The organism is Pseudomonas sp. 11/12A, from assembly GCF_000800055.1.
In the GTDB taxonomy this organism is placed as follows: domain Bacteria; phylum Pseudomonadota; class Gammaproteobacteria; order Pseudomonadales; family Pseudomonadaceae; genus Aquipseudomonas; species Aquipseudomonas mohnii.
The window spans coordinates 6,627,184-6,645,184 of record NZ_JUGV01000001.1; the positions used below are offsets into that span (position 1 = coordinate 6,627,184).

Sequence of the window (18,001 nt, forward strand, 5' to 3'; positions counted from 1 at the left end):
GCCATCTTTTTCGGCGGCTCTGCCCTGCGGGTTGCCTGATATGTTTGTTTGTTTGGCTGCCTTCGCCTGACAATCCTGGAGTGTCTGGTTTGATCGTCTTCCGTTACCTATCCCGCGAAGTCTTGTTGACCTTGAGCGCCGTCAGCGCCGTGCTGCTGGTCATCATCATGAGTGGACGCTTCATCAAATACCTCGCCCAGGCCGCTTCGGGCCTTCTGGATCCGGGTTCACTGTTTCTGATCATGGGCTTCCGCCTGCCGGGATTCCTGCAGCTGATCCTGCCCTTGGGGCTGTTCCTGGGGATTCTGCTGGCGTATGGCCGGCTGTATCTGGAAAGCGAGATGACCGTGCTTTCGGCGACCGGCATGAGCCAGCAGCGTCTGTTTGTCATGACCCTTTTTCCGGCCACGCTGGTGGCGCTGATCGTGGCGTGGCTGAGCCTGAGCCTGGCGCCACAAGGTGCCAATCAGTTCCAGCTGCTGCTGAACAAACAAGATGCCCTGACCGAGTTCGATACCCTGGAGCCGGGGCGCTTTCAGGCGTTGCGCGACGGTACGCGAGTGACTTACACCGAGCAGTTGTCGGCAGATCGGATCAACCTTGGCGGCGTATTCATTTCGCAAAAGAACGCCTCATCCGACGGGAAAGATCGCGGGATTTCCGTCCTGGTGGCCGAAAAGGGCCGGCAGGAAATCAAGCCTGATGGCAATCGTTACCTGATCCTCGACAATGGCTACCGTTACGACGGTAATCCGGGGCAGGCCGACTATCGTGCGATCAAGTACGACGAGTACGGTGTATTGCTGCCCAAGCCGGATGTCAGCGACGAAGTCACCGACCGTGATGCGCTGAGCACCAGTGTCTTGATCCATAGCGATGACTTGCGTATGCGCGCCGAACTTGAGTGGCGCCTGTCCTTGCCCTTGCTGGTCTTCATCGTGACCCTGATGGCGGTGCCGCTGTCGCGAGTCAATCCGCGCCAGGGGCGCTTCCTCAAACTGTTGCCGGCGATTCTTCTTTATATGGCTTACCTGACCCTGCTGATTGCCGCACGCGGCGCCCTCGACAAGGGCAAGATCCCGGTGGCGTTGGGCTTGTGGTGGGTGCATGCCATCTTCCTGGTCATCGGCCTGGGCCTGCTTTACTGGGAACCCCTGCGCTTGAAGATGGCGAGTCGCCGCAGCGCGCTGGAGGTGGCCCGTGGTTAAGCTCGACCGCTACATTGGTAGCAGCGTGCTCATTGCGATCCTGGCTGTGCTGGGAATCATCCTTGGGCTGGCAACGTTGTTTGCGTTCATCGATGAAATGGGCGAGATCAGTGATACCTACACCCTGGCCGATGTCGCGAGTTATGTACTGCTGACTGCACCGCGCCGTCTTTACGACATGTTGCCGATGGCGGCGCTGATCGGTTGCCTGATCGGCCTCGGCAGCCTGGCCAGCAACAGCGAGTTGACCATCATGCGCGCGGCCGGCGTGTCGATCGGCCGAATCGTCTGGGCGGTCATGAAGCCCATGCTGGTGCTGATGCTTGCCGGCGTGCTGATCGGCGAGTATGTCGCCCCCGCCAGTGAAAACCTCGCGCAAGCCAATCGTTCGCTGGCCCAGGGCAGTGGTGACGCGCAAAGTGCCAAGCACGGCATGTGGCACCGTCAGGGCGATGAGTTCATCCACATCAACTCCGTTCAGCCCAATGGCATTTTGTACGGTGTGACCCGTTATCGCTTTGACGCCGAGCGGCATATGTTGTCGGCCAGCTTCGCCAAGCGCGCAGACTTCGACAAGGAGCACTGGCAGCTGACCGATATCACCACCACGCTGTTCCACGATAAAAGCTCTGAGGTGGTGACTGCCCCTGTGGAGCGCTGGGACGTGGCATTGAGCCCGCAATTGCTCAATACCGTGGTGATGACACCCGAGTCGTTGTCGATCAGCGGTCTGTGGGGGTATATCCACTATCTGGCGGACCAGGGCTTGAACAATGGTCGTTACTGGCTGGCATTTTGGGTCAAGGTGTTGCAACCGTTGGTCACTGCCGCGCTGGTGCTGATGGCGATTTCCTTCATTTTCGGCCCGTTGCGTTCGGTGACCCTTGGTCAGCGGGTGTTTACCGGCGTGCTGGTGGGGTTCACTTTCCGCATTGCCCAGGATTTGCTGGGCCCTTCGAGCCTGGTGTTCGGTTTCTCGCCGCTGTTTGCGGTGCTGGTGCCGGCCGGTACCTGCGCCCTGGCCGGGCTGTGGTTGTTGCGTCGCGCCGGTTGATGGCGGGGCGTTCCCGGCTTCTTTGGTCATAAAAAACGCCCCTGTCGCAAGACCGGGGCGTTTTTGTACTGGCCGTCTGACCTGCGAACGTGACGCTAGCGCCGTGGATCAGGTACAATTCCCGGCTATTTTTCGGCGGGCTATGCCTGCAGCCTTTTTGAGTGTTGATCCGTGAGTGATTTGAGTCATATCCGCAATTTCTCCATCATCGCCCACATTGACCATGGCAAGTCGACGCTGGCCGATCGCTTCATCCAGATGTGCGGCGGCCTGGCCGAGCGTGAAATGGAAGCGCAGGTCCTCGACTCCATGGACCTTGAGCGTGAACGCGGCATCACCATCAAGGCGCATAGCGTTACCCTGTATTACAAGGCCCGTGATGGCATCACCTATCAATTGAACTTCATTGATACCCCCGGCCACGTTGACTTCACCTACGAAGTCAGCCGCTCGCTGGCGGCCTGTGAAGGCGCGTTGCTGGTGGTCGATGCCGGTCAGGGTGTTGAGGCACAGTCGGTAGCCAACTGCTACACGGCGATCGAGCAGGGCCTGGAAGTGATGCCGGTGCTGAACAAGATCGACCTGCCACAGGCCGATCCGGACCGCGTTAAAGAAGAAATCGAAAAAATCATCGGCATCGATGCCACCGACGCGGTCACTTGCAGTGCCAAGACCGGTCTGGGCGTCGATGAAGTGCTCGAGCGCCTGGTCACCACCATTCCGGCGCCAACCGGCAACATCGAAGATCCGCTGCAAGCGTTGATCATCGACTCCTGGTTCGACAACTACCTGGGCGTTGTGTCCCTGGTGCGCGTACGCCATGGCCGTGTGAAGAAAGGCGACAAGATTCTGGTCAAGTCCACCGGCAAGATCCACCTGGTGGACAGCGTCGGTGTCTTCAATCCCAAACACACCGCTACCGTTGACCTGAAAGCCGGTGAAGTGGGCTTCATCATCGCCGGCATCAAGGACATTCACGGTGCGCCAGTGGGTGACACCCTGACCTTGAGCTCGACGCCGGACGTCGATGTGCTGCCAGGTTTCAAACGCATTCAGCCTCAGGTGTATGCCGGTCTGTTCCCGGTCAGCTCCGACGATTTCGAAGACTTCCGCGAGGCGCTGCAAAAGCTCACGCTGAACGACTCGTCGCTGCAATACACCCCGGAAAGCTCCGATGCCCTGGGCTTCGGTTTCCGTTGCGGTTTCCTCGGCATGCTGCACATGGAAATCATCCAGGAGCGCCTGGAGCGCGAATACGACCTGGACCTGATCACCACCGCGCCGACGGTAATTTTCGAGCTGCTGCTCAAGTCCGGCGAAACGATCTACGTCGATAACCCGTCGAAGCTGCCGGACCTGTCTTCCATCGAAGACATGCGCGAGCCGATCGTGCGGGCCAATATTCTTGTGCCGCAGGAGCACCTGGGCAACGTCATTACCCTGTGCATCGAGAAACGCGGCATTCAGCATGACATGCTGTTCCTCGGTACCCAGGTCCAGGTGACCTACGACCTGCCGATGAACGAAGTGGTCCTGGACTTCTTCGACCGCCTGAAGTCCACCAGTCGCGGCTATGCTTCGCTGGATTACCATTTCGACCGTTACCAATCGGCTAATCTGGTGAAACTGGATGTGCTGATCAACGGCGACAAGGTCGACGCCCTGGCGCTGATCGTGCACAAGGACAATGCGCACTACAAAGGTCGCCAGTTGACCGAGAAGATGAAAGAGCTGATTCCGCGGCAGATGTTCGACGTGGCAATCCAGGCCGCCATTGGTGGTCAGATTGTGGCGCGGACAACCGTCAAGGCACTCAGAAAGAACGTATTGGCCAAATGCTACGGCGGTGACGTTAGCCGTAAGAAAAAACTGCTGGAAAAGCAAAAGGCCGGTAAAAAACGCATGAAGCAGGTCGGTAACGTGGAAATTCCACAAGAAGCCTTCCTTGCAGTGCTCAGGTTGGATAGTTAGGTCCTATGTCACTAAATTTCCCGCTGTTGCTGGTCATCGCCGTATTCGTCTGCGGCTTGTTGGCGTTGCTCGATCTGCTTTTCCTGGCGCCGCGTCGGCGTGCCGCCATTGCCTCCTATCAGGGCAGCGTGAGCCAGCCTGATGTGATGGTGGTCGAGAAGCTGAACAAAGAACCGCTGCTGGTCGAATACGGCAAGTCGTTCTTCCCGGTGTTGTTCATCGTGCTGGTGCTGCGTTCGTTCCTGGTGGAACCGTTCCAGATCCCTTCCGGCTCGATGAAACCGACCCTGGACGTCGGCGATTTCATCCTGGTGAGCAAGTTTTCCTACGGGATCCGCTTGCCGGTGATCGACAAGAAAGTCATCGAAGTCGGTGAGCCACAACGCGGCGATGTGATGGTGTTCCGCTATCCGAGCGATCCAAACGTCAACTACATCAAGCGTGTAGTCGGTCTGCCGGGTGATCAGGTTCGTTACACCGTTGACAAGCGCCTGTTCGTCAACGGTGAATCGATCGCTGAGCAACTGGTCGGCTCCGAGCCGGGCACCTTGGGGAGCGCCGAGCTCTACAAGGAAAAACTCGGCGCCGCCGAGCACCTGATCCGCAAGGAAATGAGTCGTTACCGTGCTACGCCGGACCGTTCATGGACCGTACCTGCCGGGCACTACTTCATGATGGGCGACAACCGCGACAATTCGAACGACAGTCGTTACTGGGATGATCCGAACATTCCCAAGGATCTGCTGGGCATGGTTCCCGACAAGAATATCGTCGGCAAGGCCTTTGCAGTCTGGATGAGCTGGCCGGAACCCAAACTCAGTCACCTGCCGAATTTCTCGCGGGTTGGCCTGATCAAGTAATCAAACACGGCGCTGTTGAACACAGCGCCGAATGCATTTCTGGAGTCGACACAATCGACGCCGGCAGCATGAAAACAACGATATTCAGGACGTTATTTTTGAACACAGCGTTAATTGTCCCAAGCCTGCGCCGAACCCCGGCGATGGCGGTGGAATCCAACCACGAACTCAGCGTGGGTAAACCGTGAGCGTCTCTTTAAGCCGTCTCGAGCGTCAGCTCGGCTACACCTTCAAGGATCAGGAACTGATGGTCCTGGCCCTGACTCACCGCAGCTTTGCCGGGCGCAACAACGAGCGCCTGGAGTTCCTCGGTGATGCCATTCTCAACTTCGTGGCTGGCGAGGCATTGTTCGATCGCTTCCCGCTGGCCCGCGAAGGCCAGTTGTCGCGTTTGCGTGCCCGTCTGGTGAAGGGTGAGACCCTGGCCGTACTGGCCCGTGGTTTCGATCTGGGCGAATATCTGCGCCTGGGCTCCGGCGAATTGAAGAGCGGCGGTTTCCGTCGCGAGTCGATTCTGGCCGATGCCCTGGAAGCGCTCATTGGTGCGATCTACCTCGATGCCGGCATGGAAGTGGCGCGCGAACGCGTGCTGGCCTGGCTGGCCGGCGAGTTCGAAGGCCTGACACTGGTCGACACCAACAAGGATCCAAAAACCCGCCTGCAGGAGTTTCTGCAGTCCCGTGGTTGCGAGCTGCCGCGTTACGAAGTGGTGGATATCCAGGGTGAGCCGCATTGCCGGACGTTCTTCGTCGAATGCGAAATCACCTTACTGAATGAAAAAAGCCGAGGTCAGGGTGTGAGCCGTCGCATTGCCGAACAGGTAGCGGCCGCCGCAGCACTGATTGCCCTGGGTGTGGAGAATGGCAATGACTGATACAACCGCAACGCGCTGTGGCTATGTTGCCATCGTCGGCCGTCCGAACGTGGGCAAATCCACGTTGCTGAACCACATCCTTGGTCAGAAACTGGCGATCACCTCGCGCAAGCCGCAAACCACTCGTCACAACATGCTCGGTATCAAGACCGAAGGCGATGTGCAGGCCATCTATGTCGACACCCCTGGCATGCACAAGGGTGGCGAGAAGGCCCTGAACCGCTACATGAACAAGACCGCATCGGCGGCGTTGAAAGACGTCGACGTGGTGATTTTCGTGGTCGACCGCACCAAGTGGACCGAAGAAGACCAGATGGTCCTTGAGCGCGTGCAATACGTGACCGGCCCGCTGATCGTGGCGCTGAACAAGACTGACCGCATCGAAGACAAGGCGGAGCTGATGCCGCACCTGTCCTGGTTGCAGGAACAGTTGCCGAACGCGCAGATCATCCCGATCTCGGCCCAGCACGGGCACAACCTCGACGCGCTGGAGCGGGTGATTGCCGGGCATCTGCCGGAAAACGATCACTTCTTCCCGGAAGACCAGATCACCGACCGCAGCAGCCGTTTCCTTGCCGCTGAACTGGTTCGCGAAAAAATCATGCGCCAGATGGGTGCCGAGCTGCCATACCAGATCACCGTCGAAATCGAAGAGTTCAAGCAGCAGGGGAAAACCCTGCACATTCACGCGTTGATCCTCGTCGAGCGTGACGGCCAGAAGAAAATCATCATTGGCGACAAGGGCGAGCGCATCAAGCGTATCGGCACCGAGGCGCGCAAGGACATGGAGCTGCTGTTCGACTCCAAGATCATGCTCAACCTTTGGGTCAAGGTGAAGGGCGGCTGGTCCGACGACGAACGCGCCTTGCGTTCGCTGGGTTACGGCGACCTGTAAATCAGGCTTGCACTACACCGTAGAACCTTGTGGGAGCGGGCTTGCCCGCGATGAGGATGTAACATTCAGCAGAGATGTTGAAGGTGAATCCGCCATCGCGGGCAAGCCCGCTCCCACATTGGTTTGTGTTGATTTCAAAACGGCATGCCTTCAGTGAGACATCCATGTCCGCAACCCAGCCAATTGGCCAACCCGCCTACGTCCTCCACTCCCGCGCCTACCGCGAAAGCAGTGCGCTGGTGGACTTCCTCACGCCGCAAGGTCGGCTGCGGGCTGTATTGCGCAGTGCGCGAGGCAAGGCCGGGACGCTGGCACGGCCATTCGTTCCACTGGAAGTGGAGTTTCGGGGGCGTGGCGAGCTCAAAAACGTGGGGCGCATGGAAAGCGCCGGCGTTTCCACCTGGCTCAATGGAGAAGCCCTGTTCAGCGGCCTTTATCTCAATGAGTTGCTGATTCGCCTGCTGCCCGCCGAAGATCCGCATCCCGCCGTATTCGATCATTACGCCGCCACCCTGCTGGCCCTGGCTGAAGGTCGTCCGCTGGAACCGCTGCTGCGCTCATTCGAATGGCGGTTGCTCGATGACCTCGGTTACGGCTTTTCTCTGATCACTGACATCCACGACGCCCCCATCGCGCCGGACGGCCTTTATCGCTTGCAAGTGGATGCGGGACTGGAGCGGGTCTATCTGTTGCAACCGGGCCTGTTCAATGGCACGGAATTGCTGGCCATGGCCGATGCTGACTGGAGCGCGCCGGGTGCCTTGTCGGCGGCCAAGCGCTTGATGCGGCAGGCGCTGGCCGTTCATTTGGGCGGTCGGCCGCTGGTTTCCCGAGAGTTGTTTCGAAAACCGTAAATTCCCCATGTATGCTGTGCACCGAACTTTCTCTTCTTCTGGAGCGCTTCCGTGACCACCAGCACCCGCATTCTTCTTGGCGTGAATATCGACCACGTTGCCACCTTGCGTCAGGCTCGGGGTACCCGCTACCCGGACCCGGTGAAGGCAGCACTGGATGCGGAAGAGGCGGGCGCCGATGGCATTACCGTGCACTTGCGTGAAGACCGTCGTCACATTCAGGAGCGCGATGTGTTGCTGCTCAAGGACGTGCTGCAGACCCGCATGAACTTCGAGATGGGCGTCACCGAAGAAATGATGGCGTTCGCCGAGCGGATTCGCCCGGCGCACATTTGCCTGGTGCCGGAAACCCGACAGGAGCTGACGACGGAAGGTGGTCTGGACGTGGCTGGGCAAGAAGCCCGTATCAAGGCGGCGGTGGAGCGCCTGTCGAAGATCGGCTCGGAAGTGTCGCTGTTCATCGATGCCGATGAGCGTCAGATCGAGGCGTCCCGTCGTGTGGGCGCGCCGGCCATCGAGCTGCACACCGGGCGTTACGCCGATGCCGAGACGCCTGCCGAGGTGGCTGAAGAACTCAAGCGGGTTGCCGATGGCGTGGCGTTTGGTCTGGCCCAGGGCCTGATCGTCAACGCCGGCCATGGCCTGCATTACCACAACGTCGAAGCCGTTGCGGCAATCAAAGGTATCAACGAGCTGAACATCGGCCATGCGCTGGTGGCCCATGCGTTGTTCGTTGGCTTCAAGTCGGCTGTTTCGGAGATGAAGGCGCTGATTCTGGCGGCGGCCGCAAAAGCCTGAGAACACCACAAAACCCTGTGGGAGCGAGCAGGCTCGCTCCCACCATTGTTGGATGGGCCTGTTAAAGCGGTGCCGGTTCCGGAGCCGGCTTGGTCTTGTCGATCCCCGGCACGAGCAACTTGCCCTCGGCCACTTGATCGCCTTCAAGTTGCGGCTGCGTGACCCAAGTCAGGATGTCGTAATAGCGGCGGATGTTGGCCACGAAATGCACCGGCTCACCGCCACGGGCATAGCCGTATCGGGTTTTGCTGTACCACTTCTTCTCGGACAGCCGCGGCAGCATTTTCTTCACGTCCAGCCACTTGTCCGGATTCAGGCCTTCCCGCTTTGCCAGTTTGCGGGCGTCATCCAGGTGGCCGCTGCCGACGTTGTAGGCCGCCAGGGCAAACCAGGTGCGATCCGGTTCCTGGATCGACTCGTCCAGTTGATCCTTCATGTAAGCCAGGTACTTGGCGCCGCCCATGATGCTCTGCTTGGGGTCGAGGCGGTTGGACACGCCCATGGCCTGCGCAGTGTTCTGGGTCAGCATCATCAGGCCCCGCACGCCGGTTTTTGACGTGACGGCCGGTTGCCACAACGATTCCTGATAGCCGATGGCCGCCAGCAGGCGCCAGTCGACTTTCTCTTTCTTGGCATAGGCCTTGAAGTGCTGTTCGTACTTGGGCAAGCGTTGCTGCAAGTGTTGGGCGAAGGTGGTGGCGCCCATATAGCCAAGGACGTCGACATGCCCGTAATAACGGTCTTTGAGGCGTTGCAGGGTGCCGTTCTTCTTGACCTTGTCGAGGTAGGCGTTGATCTCGTTGAGCAGGCTGTTGTCATCCCCGGCCGCCACCGCCCAGCTCTGGTTGCTGGCGTCACCGAGGTCAAAGGCGACCCGGATATTGGTGAAGTAGACCTGGTTCATCGCGACTTCGTTGGAGTCCACGAGGGTTAGGTCGATTTGCCCCTCATCGACCATGCGCAACAGGTCGACGACTTCAACGGCGTCGGACTCTTCGTATTCAATGCCGGGAAATTGCTTTTTCAGCTGCGCCAGCTGTTCGGCGTGGGTGCTGCCCTTGAGCACCATGATCTTCTTGCCCACCAGATCTTTCGCTTCGGTAGGGCGCGACTGACCGTTGCGATAGATGATCTGTGGGGTCACTTCCAGATAGGAGTGGGAAAATCGCACCTGTTTCTTGCGCGCTTCGCTGCTGACCAGTCCCGCGGCGGCCAATACCGGGCCTTTTGGTTTGCCCACCTCGTTGAACAGGTCGTCGAGGTTGTCGGCGGTCTCGATCTTGAGTTCGACCCCCAGATCGTCGGCGAAGCGCTTCACCAGCTCGTATTCGAAGCCGGTTTCACCGTTGCGATCCTGGAAGTAGGTGGCGGGGCTGTTTCGGGTGATCACCCGCAGCACGCCATCCTCCTTTACGCGCTCCAGTGTGTTGGGTTTATCAACACAGCCACTGAGCATCAGGAAGAGTCCGGTTGCGATCAGCCATTTGGCGTACCGCGGACGCAAAGCCGTTGGGAAAAACATTTGCGCAGTATACGCAAAGGACCACGAGCGCCATATCTCGACAGCAATGGGCTTGTCTGCTAGAAGGCGAAAAACCCACTTGGAGCCCGCAGGAATGGGCTATAACCCGATTTTTAACCCGTCAAAATAACTCGAGCCGAGCGCCCCGATCGGCGCCGGTTTTCCGGTCGGACACCCGCTCCGACGTCCGGGTGCAACCGTGCGTAGCGTTTCGGGTGATGTCGCGGGCTGTTTAGGCTAGAATGCACGGCCTCAAAGCACACCCCTTCCCGAGGCTGTCCCGAAGATGTTGATCCTGCGCGGCGCTCCTGCCCTTTCTGCCTTTCGCCACAGCAAACTCCTTGAGCAACTGAGCCAGAAGGTCCCGGCTGTCAGTGGCCTGTATGCTGAATTCGCTCACTTCGCCGAAGTTACCGGCGTCCTGACCGGCGACGAACAGCAGGTGCTTGCGCGCCTTCTGAAATACGGTCCAAGCGTTCCGGTCCAGGAGCCGACCGGTCGTCTGTTTCTGGTGTTGCCGCGGTTTGGCACCATTTCGCCATGGTCGAGCAAGGCCAGCGACATCGCTCGCAATTGCGGGCTGACCAAGATCCAGCGCCTGGAGCGCGGCATTGCGTTCTACGTTGCCGGCCAGTTCAGCGACGCAGAAGCACAGCTGATTGCCGATGTGCTGCACGACCGCATGACCCAGATCGTCCTGGGCAACCTCGAACAGGCTGCCGGCCTGTTCAGCCACGCCGAACCCAAGCCCCTGACCGCGATCGACGTGTTGGGTGGTGGCCGCGCCGCGCTGGAAAAAGCCAACACCGAGCTGGGCCTGGCCCTGGCGGAAGACGAAATCGACTACCTGGTCAACGCCTTCGTCGGCTTGCAGCGCAACCCGCACGACATCGAACTGATGATGTTCGCCCAGGCCAACTCCGAGCATTGCCGTCACAAGATCTTCAACGCCAGTTGGGACATCGACGGCGAGAGCCAGGAAAAAAGCCTGTTCGGCATGATCAAGAACACCTACGTGATGCACAGCGAAGGCGTTCTGTCGGCTTACAAGGACAACGCATCGGTGATCGTCGGCTCCGTGGCCGGTCGTTTCTTCCCGGACCCTGAAACCCGCCAGTACGGCGCGGTGCAGGAGCCGGTGCACATCCTGATGAAAGTCGAGACCCACAACCACCCGACCGCGATTGCTCCGTTCCCGGGCGCGTCCACCGGTTCCGGTGGCGAGATCCGTGATGAAGGTGCAACCGGTCGCGGTGCCAAGCCGAAGGCTGGCCTGACCGGCTTCACCGTATCGAACCTGCAGATCCCGGGCTTCGAACAGCCATGGGAAGTGCCATACGGCAAGCCTGAGCGCATCGTGACCGCGCTGGACATCATGATCGAAGGCCCTCTGGGCGGCGCGGCGTTCAACAACGAATTCGGCCGTCCGGCACTGACCGGTTACTTCCGTACCTTCGAACAATCCATCTCCACCCCGCACGGTGATGAGGTTCGCGGTTACCACAAGCCGATCATGCTGGCCGGCGGCATGGGCAACATCCGTGAAGAACATGTCAAGAAAGGCGAAATCGTCGTTGGCTCCAAGCTGATCGTGCTCGGCGGCCCGGCGATGCTGATCGGTCTGGGCGGCGGCGCGGCTTCCTCCATGGCCACCGGCACCAGTTCGGCGGACCTGGACTTCGCTTCCGTACAGCGTGAAAACCCTGAGATGGAGCGTCGCTGCCAGGAAGTCATCGACCGTTGCTGGCAACTGGGCGACAAGAACCCGATCAGCTTCATTCACGATGTGGGGGCGGGCGGTCTGTCCAACGCCTTCCCGGAACTGGTCAACGACGGCGATCGTGGTGGCCGTTTCGAACTGCGCAACATTCCAAACGACGAGCCGGGCATGGCCCCGCACGAAATCTGGTCCAACGAATCCCAGGAACGTTATGTTCTGGCGGTTGGCCCGGCTGACTTCGAGCGCTTCAAGGCGATCTGCGAACGCGAGCGTTGCCCGTTCGCCGTGGTCGGCGAAGCTACTGCTGAACCGCAGTTGACTGTCACCGACAGCCACTTCGGCAACAGCCCGGTGGACATGCCGCTCGAAGTGCTGCTGGGCAAGGCCCCGCGCATGCACCGTTCGGTGGTGCGTGAAAACGAGGTGGGCGACGATTTCGATCCGTCGACCCTCGATATCGGCGAGTGCGTCGAGCGCGTACTGCATCACCCGGCCGTGGCCAGCAAAAGCTTCCTGATCACCATCGGCGACCGCACCATCACCGGCCTCGTGGCCCGTGACCAGATGGTCGGCCCGTGGCAAGTTCCGGTGGCCGACGTTGCCGTCACCGCCACCAGCTTCGACGTCTACACCGGTGAAGCCATGGCCATGGGCGAGCGCACTCCGCTGGCGCTGCTGGACGCTCCGGCGTCGGGCCGCATGGCCATCGGCGAAACCCTGACCAACATCGCGGCCTCGCGCATCGCCAAGATCTCCGACATCAAGCTGTCGGCGAACTGGATGTCGGCTGCCGGTCACCCGGGCGAAGACGCGCGTCTGTACGACACCGTGAAAGCGGTCGGCATGGAGCTGTGCCCTGAGCTGGGCATCACCATTCCGGTGGGCAAGGACTCGATGTCCATGGCCACGCGCTGGAACGATGAAGGCGTGGACAAGGCTGTCACTTCGCCGATGTCCCTGATCGTGACCGGTTTCGCGCCAGTGACTGACATCCGTCAGACCCTGACCCCGCAACTGCGCATGGACAAGGGCACCACCGATCTGATCCTGATCGACCTGGGCCGCGGCCAGAACCGCATGGGCGCCTCGATCCTCGCCCAGACCCACGGCAAGCTGGGCAAGCAGGCCCCGGACGTCGATGACGCCGAAGACCTCAAAGCTTTCTTCGCTGTGATCCAGGGCCTCAACGCCGACGGTCACCTGTTGGCTTACCACGACCGTTCCGACGGTGGTCTGCTGACCAGCGTGGTCGAGATGGCCTTTGCCGGTCACTGCGGCCTGAACCTGGTGCTCGACAGCGTTGCCGAGGATGCCTCCGAGATCAACGGCATCCTGTTCAACGAAGAACTGGGCGCAGTGATCCAGGTGCGTCAGGACGCGACGCCAAGCGTACTCGCACAGTTCAGTGCGGCTGGTTTGGCTGAATGCGTGGCGGTGATCGGGCAGCCGATCAACAACGGTCAGATCGACATCGTCTTCAATGGCGACACCGTGTTCGAAGGTCAACGCCGCCTGCTGCAACGCCAGTGGGCCGAGACCAGCTACCAGATCCAGCGCCTGCGTGATAACGCCGACTGCGCCGAGCAAGAGTTCGACGTGATCCTGGAAGAAGACAACCCGGGCCTGAGCGTCAAGCTCAGCTTCGACGTCAACCAGGACGTCGCCGCGCCTTACATCAAGAAAGGCATTCGCCCACAGGTTGCCGTGCTGCGTGAGCAGGGCGTCAACGGTCAGGTGGAGATGGCGGCGGCGTTCGACCGTGCCGGTTTCAGCGCGATCGACGTGCACATGAGCGACATTCTGGCCGGCCGTGTCGACCTGAACGAGTTCAAGGGCCTGGTCGCTTGCGGCGGCTTCTCGTACGGCGACGTACTGGGTGCCGGTGAAGGCTGGGCCAAGTCGGCCCTGTTCAACAGCCGTGCCCGCGATGCCTTCCAGGGCTTCTTCGAGCGTAACGACAGCTTCACCCTCGGCGTGTGCAACGGTTGCCAGATGATGTCCAACCTGCACGAGCTGATTCCGGGCAGCGAGTTCTGGCCGCACTTTGTGCGTAACCGTTCCGAGCAGTTCGAAGCCCGTGTGGCGATGGTGCAGATCCAGGAGTCGAACTCGATCTTCCTGCAAGGCATGGCCGGTTCGCGGATGCCGATCGCCATTGCTCACGGCGAAGGCCATGCCGAGTTCGCCAGCGAAGAAGCGTTGCTGGAAGCCGATCTGTCCGGTTGCGTAGCCATGCGTTTCGTCGACAACCACGGCAAGGTCACCGAAAACTATCCGGCCAACCCGAACGGCTCGCCGCGCGGGATCACCGGTCTGACCAGCCGCGACGGTCGCGTGACCATCATGATGCCGCACCCGGAGCGCGTGTTCCGCGCCGTGCAGAACTCGTGGCGCTCGGATGACTGGAACGAAGACGCCCCTTGGATGCGCATGTTCCGTAATGCGCGCGTGTGGGTGAACTAAGAGCGGGTGGACTAAGGGCCGTGTACAAGCTCAGCTTTTTTGTTCCCGACAGCCATGTCGAAGTGGTCAAAAGTGCCGTATTCGCCGCCGGTGGCGGACGGATCGGCGCTTACGATCACTGCGCATGGCAGGTGTTGGGCCAAGGCCAGTTTCGTCCACTGGAGGGCAGTCAGCCGTTCCTGGGTGAGGCAGGGCAGGTCGAACAGGCCGAGGAATGGAAGGTTGAGCTGGTCGTGGCCGATGAGTTGATCCGTTCGGTGGTGGCTGCCTTGAAAGACAGCCATCCCTACGAGACACCGGCTTATGAGGTGTGGCGGCTGGAGGATTTCTGATCTTCCAGGCTGCTGAAATGAAAAACCCGCTGAAAGCGATTTCAGCGGGTTTTTTGTTGCCTGTATTCACTTGCGATCCTGCAGGTCAGCGCAGTATCGACCCAGGGAGGCTTTTGTACCGAGGGAGCAGGCTCCCTCGGTACAGGGCTACGGACGAATCTCGATCATCGTGCCATCCGGCACCAGGTTCCAGACTTCACGCATGTCCCTGTTGCGCATGGCCACGCAGCCGTCGGTCCAGTCCAGGGTGTGGAACAGGTCTTCCGGGGTGTCTTCGGTATCCGGGGTGCCGTGGATCATGATCATGCCGCCTGGCGCGACACCTTCGCGGCGCGCGCGGGCAGAGTCAGTGATGTTCGGGTAAGAGATGTGCATCGCCAGATTGAAGTTGTTGCTGGTCTTGCGCCAGTCGATCCAGTAGAAACCCTCCGGCGTGCGTTTGTCGCCCTCCATCAGTTTCGGCCCCCTGGGGTTTTTGCCCAGGGAAATGCGATAGGTCTTGATCGGCTTGCCGTCATTGATCAATTGCAATTGATGAGCAGACTTGAGAACCAGGACTTTCTCGATGACCTTGCCGTTCAGCGTTTCCACGGCAGAAGCCTGGGATACCGTGATGAAAGACAAGCAAAACAGGGCAAGCAACCAGCGCATTGAAACGATTCCCCAAAAGGTGTCGCGACTATTCATTTATAGATGTTTTTTTAGTTGGCAGGCTGAGCGAGCGGCGGGATCGATTCGGACCGCACGGGGTAGACCTCGGCCCGCCGGTCAGCGAAGAAGCATTCTAAGGTACGGCCCACCGTGCGGAAAGCCAGCTCATCCCAAGGAATGTCGACTTCGTCGAATAATTGCACTTCCAGGCTTTCAGGGCCGGCGGCGAAGTTCAGGTCCGCCAGTTCGGCGCGGAAAAATACATGCACCTGGTTGATGTGCGGCACGTCGATCAGGGTGTAGATGCTCAGGTTGCGCACCCGGGCGCAGGCTTCCTCGGCGGTTTCGCGAATCGCCGCCTGCTCGATGGTCTCGCCGTTTTCCATGAAGCCGGCGGGCAGGGTCCAATAGCCCAGGCGTGGCTCGATGGCGCGTCGGCACAGCAATACCTTGTTGCCCCAGGTCGCCACGCAACCGGCGACGATATTGGGGTTCTGGTAATGAATGGTCTGACAGCTGTCGCAAACGAAGCGAAGGCGCGAATCACCTTCGGGAATGCGCTGGGTCACCGGGTTGCCGCACTGACTGCAAAATTTCATGCTTGAGTTCCTGAATGCTGCGCCTATCTTGGCGTGCGGCGGTGTCTGTCGGCAAGTTGTCGTTTCGCGACACGCCGCTCTCCGGGGGGTTGGGCGACCGAGGCGATTGGTGCATGATGCAGGGTAAGGCACAGATCGAGAACACTCATGCTGGACGAGCTACTGCATCGGGTAAGCAACCACACACCGCGCACGTTGGAGACCGACCGACGTTTCCCCGAGGCCGCCGTACTGATGCCCATCACCCGCAGTGACGAGCCGGAACTGCTGCTGACCTTGCGTGCCAGCGGACTCTCGACCCACGGCGGCGAGGTGGCCTTTCCCGGCGGCCGACGCGACCCCGAAGACCCCGACCTGATTTTCACCGCACTGCGCGAAGCCGAAGAAGAGATTGGTTTGCCGCCAGGGTTGGTCGAAGTGATCGGCCCGCTCAGCCCGCTGATTTCCCTGCACGGCATCAAGGTCACCCCTTATGTCGGGGTGATTCCCGACTTCGTCGAATACCAGGCCAACGATGCCGAGATTGCCGCGGTGTTCAGCGTGCCCCTGGAGTTCTTCCGCAAGGACCCGCGCGAACATACCCACCGCATCGATTATCAGGGCCGCAGCTGGTACGTGCCGAGTTATCGCTATGGCGAATACAAGATCTGGGGGCTGACGGCGATCATGATCGTCGAGTTGATCAACCTGCTCTATGACGCCAAAATCAGCCTGCATCAACCGCCGAAAAGCTTTATCAATACCTGATGCCATCACTCGAATGGCCTGAACACGCCGCTGCCTGAGCCTTGAGGACAACACAATGAAATACCGCCTGGGCGACGCCCGTGTCGAGACCCACCCACAGAGCTGGGTCGCGCCCAATGCCGTGCTGGTGGGTAAGGTCAAACTGGAGGAGGGCGCCAACGTCTGGTTCAACGCTGTGCTGCGGGGCGACAACGAGCTGATCCTGATCGGCAAGAACAGCAACGTCCAGGACGGTACCGTGATGCACACCGACATGGGCTACCCGCTGACCATCGGCACCGGCGTGACCATTGGCCACAATGCCATGCTGCACGGCTGCACCGTGGGCGATTACAGCCTGATCGGCATCAACGCGGTCATTCTCAACGGTGCGAAAATCGGCAAGAACTGCATCATCGGCGCCAACTCGCTGATTGGCGAAGGCAAGGAAATTCCGGATGGTTCGCTGGTCATGGGCTCGCCTGGCAAAGTGGTGCGCGAACTGACCGAACCGCAGAAGAAAATGCTTGAGGCCAGCGCCGCTCACTACGTGCATAACGCCCAGCGTTACGCCCGCGATCTGGTTGAGCAGGAAGAATGACCACCACCGAACGCCCTGTGTCATCGCCCTGCGTGAATATTTGTGCGCTGGACGACGATGACATCTGCACGGGCTGCCAGCGCTCGGTCGAAGAGATTACCCGCTGGAGCCGCATGACCAACGACGAACGCCGCACGGTGCTGGGCTTGTGTCATGAGCGAGCCAAGGCCAGTGGGTTGGTGTGGATGATCGGCACAAAATCGGGCAAATGAGGCGGGCCCCTTGTAGGAGCGAGCCTGCTTCGGGCGGCGTTCCGACGTTGGACTGAAGAGCTTCGCGGGGAACCAGACTCCCCGCGTTATCGTTAACGACCATCGTCGGAACGCCGCCCGGAGCCGGCTCGCTCCTACAGTATCCTGCGCACAAAATTGACAGGTAGTCCCACGCACCATGCTCTTCCTCATCGCCTACATCAGCAGCGTCGTGCTGATCAACTACGCCTTTTCTACCGCGCCGCACCTGGACATCATCTGGTCGGCCTGGGGTGGTCTGGTGTTCGTATTGCGCGACATGGTGCAAACCCGCTTCGGTCATGGTGCCATCGCAGCCATGCTGGCGGCGCTGGTGCTGTCCTATATCACCTCCGATCCGTCCATTGCCCTGGCCAGCGCCACGGCGTTCGCGGTTTCCGAGTGCATTGACTGGCTGGTGTTCAGCGTCACCAAGCGTCCGCTGCATGATCGCCTGTGGATAAGTTCGGCCCTGAGCATTCCCCTCGATACCTTCATTTTCTTCGGCATGATCGGTGCGCTGACCCCGGGTGTGATCCTCACCGCCCTGGGTTCGAAGTTCGCCGGGGTCACCGCCGTGTGGCTGATCATGGCCTGGCGCTTGCGCAAACAGGCCGTCGTCAGCTGAAGCCAAACCCTGCGG

17 protein-coding genes are annotated in these 18,001 nt (G+C 60.0%); 14 read left to right on the top strand and 3 right to left on the bottom strand.

Annotation, left to right across the window (positions count from 1 at the left end; translation table 11 throughout):
- The first annotated feature begins 89 nt into the window (after positions 1-89).
- The 8 genes from lptF (at position 90) to pdxJ (ending at position 8,514) form a co-directional block, all read left to right on the top strand.
- Positions 90-1,208: an LPS export ABC transporter permease LptF gene (gene lptF, locus GQ39_RS30315; RefSeq protein ID WP_047538124.1), complete on the top strand. Its 1,119-nt coding sequence runs from the start codon at positions 90-92 to the stop codon at positions 1,206-1,208.
- On the top strand, positions 1,201-2,262 hold the full coding sequence (gene lptG / locus GQ39_RS30320) for an LPS export ABC transporter permease LptG (protein WP_047538125.1): 1,062 nt from the start codon (positions 1,201-1,203) through the stop codon (positions 2,260-2,262). The genes lptF and lptG overlap by 8 nt, the downstream gene beginning before the upstream one ends.
- Before the next feature lie 171 nt (positions 2,263-2,433).
- Positions 2,434-4,233: a translation elongation factor 4 gene (gene lepA, locus GQ39_RS30325; protein WP_047538127.1), complete on the top strand. Its 1,800-nt coding sequence runs from the start codon at positions 2,434-2,436 to the stop codon at positions 4,231-4,233.
- 5 nt (positions 4,234-4,238) lie between these two features.
- Positions 4,239-5,093, top strand: a complete 855-nt coding sequence (lepB, locus tag GQ39_RS30330) for a signal peptidase I (protein WP_047538129.1) — start codon at positions 4,239-4,241, stop codon at positions 5,091-5,093.
- A gap of 184 nt (positions 5,094-5,277) precedes the next feature.
- On the top strand, positions 5,278-5,967 hold the full coding sequence (gene rnc, locus GQ39_RS30335) for a ribonuclease III (protein WP_008056598.1): 690 nt from the start codon (positions 5,278-5,280) through the stop codon (positions 5,965-5,967).
- Positions 5,960-6,862 (top strand): GTPase Era, encoded by a 903-nt coding sequence (gene era, locus GQ39_RS30340; RefSeq protein ID WP_047538131.1) that lies wholly within the window; start codon positions 5,960-5,962, stop codon positions 6,860-6,862. The genes rnc and era overlap by 8 nt, the downstream gene beginning before the upstream one ends.
- 164 nt (positions 6,863-7,026) lie before the next feature.
- A complete protein-coding gene (gene recO / locus GQ39_RS30345; RefSeq protein ID WP_047538132.1) occupies positions 7,027-7,716 on the top strand; it encodes a DNA repair protein RecO in 690 nt (229 codons plus the stop codon).
- 51 nt (positions 7,717-7,767) lie between these two features.
- A complete protein-coding gene (gene pdxJ, locus GQ39_RS30350; protein WP_047538133.1) occupies positions 7,768-8,514 on the top strand; it encodes a pyridoxine 5'-phosphate synthase in 747 nt (248 codons plus the stop codon).
- 61 nt (positions 8,515-8,575) lie between these two features.
- Here the strand turns inward: pdxJ and mltF are convergent, their stop codons facing one another.
- A complete protein-coding gene (gene mltF, locus GQ39_RS30355; RefSeq protein ID WP_047538134.1) occupies positions 8,576-10,036 on the bottom strand; it encodes a membrane-bound lytic murein transglycosylase MltF in 1,461 nt (486 codons plus the stop codon).
- Positions 10,037-10,322: 286 nt separating this feature from the next.
- Here mltF and purL point away from each other — a divergent pair, with 286 nt between their 5' ends.
- Both purL and cutA read left to right on the top strand, forming a co-directional pair.
- Positions 10,323-14,219 (top strand): phosphoribosylformylglycinamidine synthase, encoded by a 3,897-nt coding sequence (purL, locus tag GQ39_RS30360; RefSeq protein ID WP_047538136.1) that lies wholly within the window; start codon positions 10,323-10,325, stop codon positions 14,217-14,219.
- Positions 14,220-14,239: 20 nt separating this feature from the next.
- Positions 14,240-14,551, top strand: coding sequence for a Nif3-like dinuclear metal center hexameric protein (gene cutA, locus GQ39_RS30365; RefSeq protein ID WP_047538138.1), 312 nt, complete (start codon positions 14,240-14,242; stop codon positions 14,549-14,551).
- Between the two features lie 147 nt (positions 14,552-14,698).
- Here the strand turns inward: cutA and GQ39_RS30370 are convergent, their stop codons facing one another.
- The gene (locus tag GQ39_RS30370) at positions 14,699-15,202 is read right to left on the bottom strand and encodes a L,D-transpeptidase family protein (RefSeq protein ID WP_047538142.1); all 504 of its coding nucleotides are present in this window, start codon (positions 15,200-15,202) and stop codon (positions 14,699-14,701) included.
- 50 nt (positions 15,203-15,252) lie between these two features.
- Entirely contained in the window at positions 15,253-15,801 is a 549-nt protein-coding gene (locus GQ39_RS30375; RefSeq protein WP_047538145.1) for an NUDIX hydrolase, read from the bottom strand.
- 147 nt (positions 15,802-15,948) lie between these two features.
- Here GQ39_RS30375 and GQ39_RS30380 point away from each other — a divergent pair, with 147 nt between their 5' ends.
- The 4 genes from GQ39_RS30380 to GQ39_RS30395 all read left to right on the top strand — a co-directional run bounded on the left by GQ39_RS30380 (position 15,949) and on the right by GQ39_RS30395 (position 17,986).
- Positions 15,949-16,548 carry a CoA pyrophosphatase gene (locus GQ39_RS30380; protein WP_047538148.1) on the top strand — a complete coding sequence of 200 codons (600 nt, stop codon included), beginning with the start codon at positions 15,949-15,951 and terminating at the stop codon, positions 16,546-16,548.
- Between the two features lie 55 nt (positions 16,549-16,603).
- On the top strand, positions 16,604-17,128 hold the full coding sequence (locus GQ39_RS30385) for a gamma carbonic anhydrase family protein (RefSeq protein ID WP_047538150.1): 525 nt from the start codon (positions 16,604-16,606) through the stop codon (positions 17,126-17,128).
- Positions 17,125-17,340 carry a DUF1289 domain-containing protein gene (locus GQ39_RS30390; protein ID WP_047538153.1) on the top strand — a complete coding sequence of 72 codons (216 nt, stop codon included), beginning with the start codon at positions 17,125-17,127 and terminating at the stop codon, positions 17,338-17,340. Before GQ39_RS30385 ends, GQ39_RS30390 begins: the two co-directional genes overlap by 4 nt.
- Positions 17,341-17,518: 178 nt before the next feature.
- Positions 17,519-17,986 (top strand): VUT family protein, encoded by a 468-nt coding sequence (locus GQ39_RS30395; RefSeq protein ID WP_047538156.1) that lies wholly within the window; start codon positions 17,519-17,521, stop codon positions 17,984-17,986.
- Positions 17,987-18,001 lie beyond the last annotated feature (15 nt).

What these genes read in the sequence shown, in the direction of transcription:
- GQ39_RS30380 (WP_047538148.1), top strand. Translation starts at nt 15,949, where the DNA reads ATGCTGGACGAGCTACTGCATCGGGTAAGCAACCACACACCGCGCACG.
- GQ39_RS30395 (WP_047538156.1), top strand. Translation starts at nt 17,519, where the DNA reads ATGCTCTTCCTCATCGCCTACATCAGCAGCGTCGTGCTGATCAACTAC.
- GQ39_RS30375 (WP_047538145.1), bottom strand. Translation starts at nt 15,801, where the DNA reads ATGAAATTTTGCAGTCAGTGCGGCAACCCGGTGACCCAGCGCATTCCC.
- GQ39_RS30370 (WP_047538142.1), bottom strand. Translation starts at nt 15,202, where the DNA reads ATGCGCTGGTTGCTTGCCCTGTTTTGCTTGTCTTTCATCACGGTATCC.
- era (WP_047538131.1), top strand. Translation starts at nt 5,960, where the DNA reads ATGACTGATACAACCGCAACGCGCTGTGGCTATGTTGCCATCGTCGGC.
- recO (WP_047538132.1), top strand. Translation starts at nt 7,027, where the DNA reads ATGTCCGCAACCCAGCCAATTGGCCAACCCGCCTACGTCCTCCACTCC.
- lepB (WP_047538129.1), top strand. Translation starts at nt 4,239, where the DNA reads ATGTCACTAAATTTCCCGCTGTTGCTGGTCATCGCCGTATTCGTCTGC.
- GQ39_RS30385 (WP_047538150.1), top strand. Translation starts at nt 16,604, where the DNA reads ATGAAATACCGCCTGGGCGACGCCCGTGTCGAGACCCACCCACAGAGC.
- mltF (WP_047538134.1), bottom strand. Translation starts at nt 10,036, where the DNA reads ATGTTTTTCCCAACGGCTTTGCGTCCGCGGTACGCCAAATGGCTGATC.
- GQ39_RS30390 (WP_047538153.1), top strand. Translation starts at nt 17,125, where the DNA reads ATGACCACCACCGAACGCCCTGTGTCATCGCCCTGCGTGAATATTTGT.
- purL (WP_047538136.1), top strand. Translation starts at nt 10,323, where the DNA reads ATGTTGATCCTGCGCGGCGCTCCTGCCCTTTCTGCCTTTCGCCACAGC.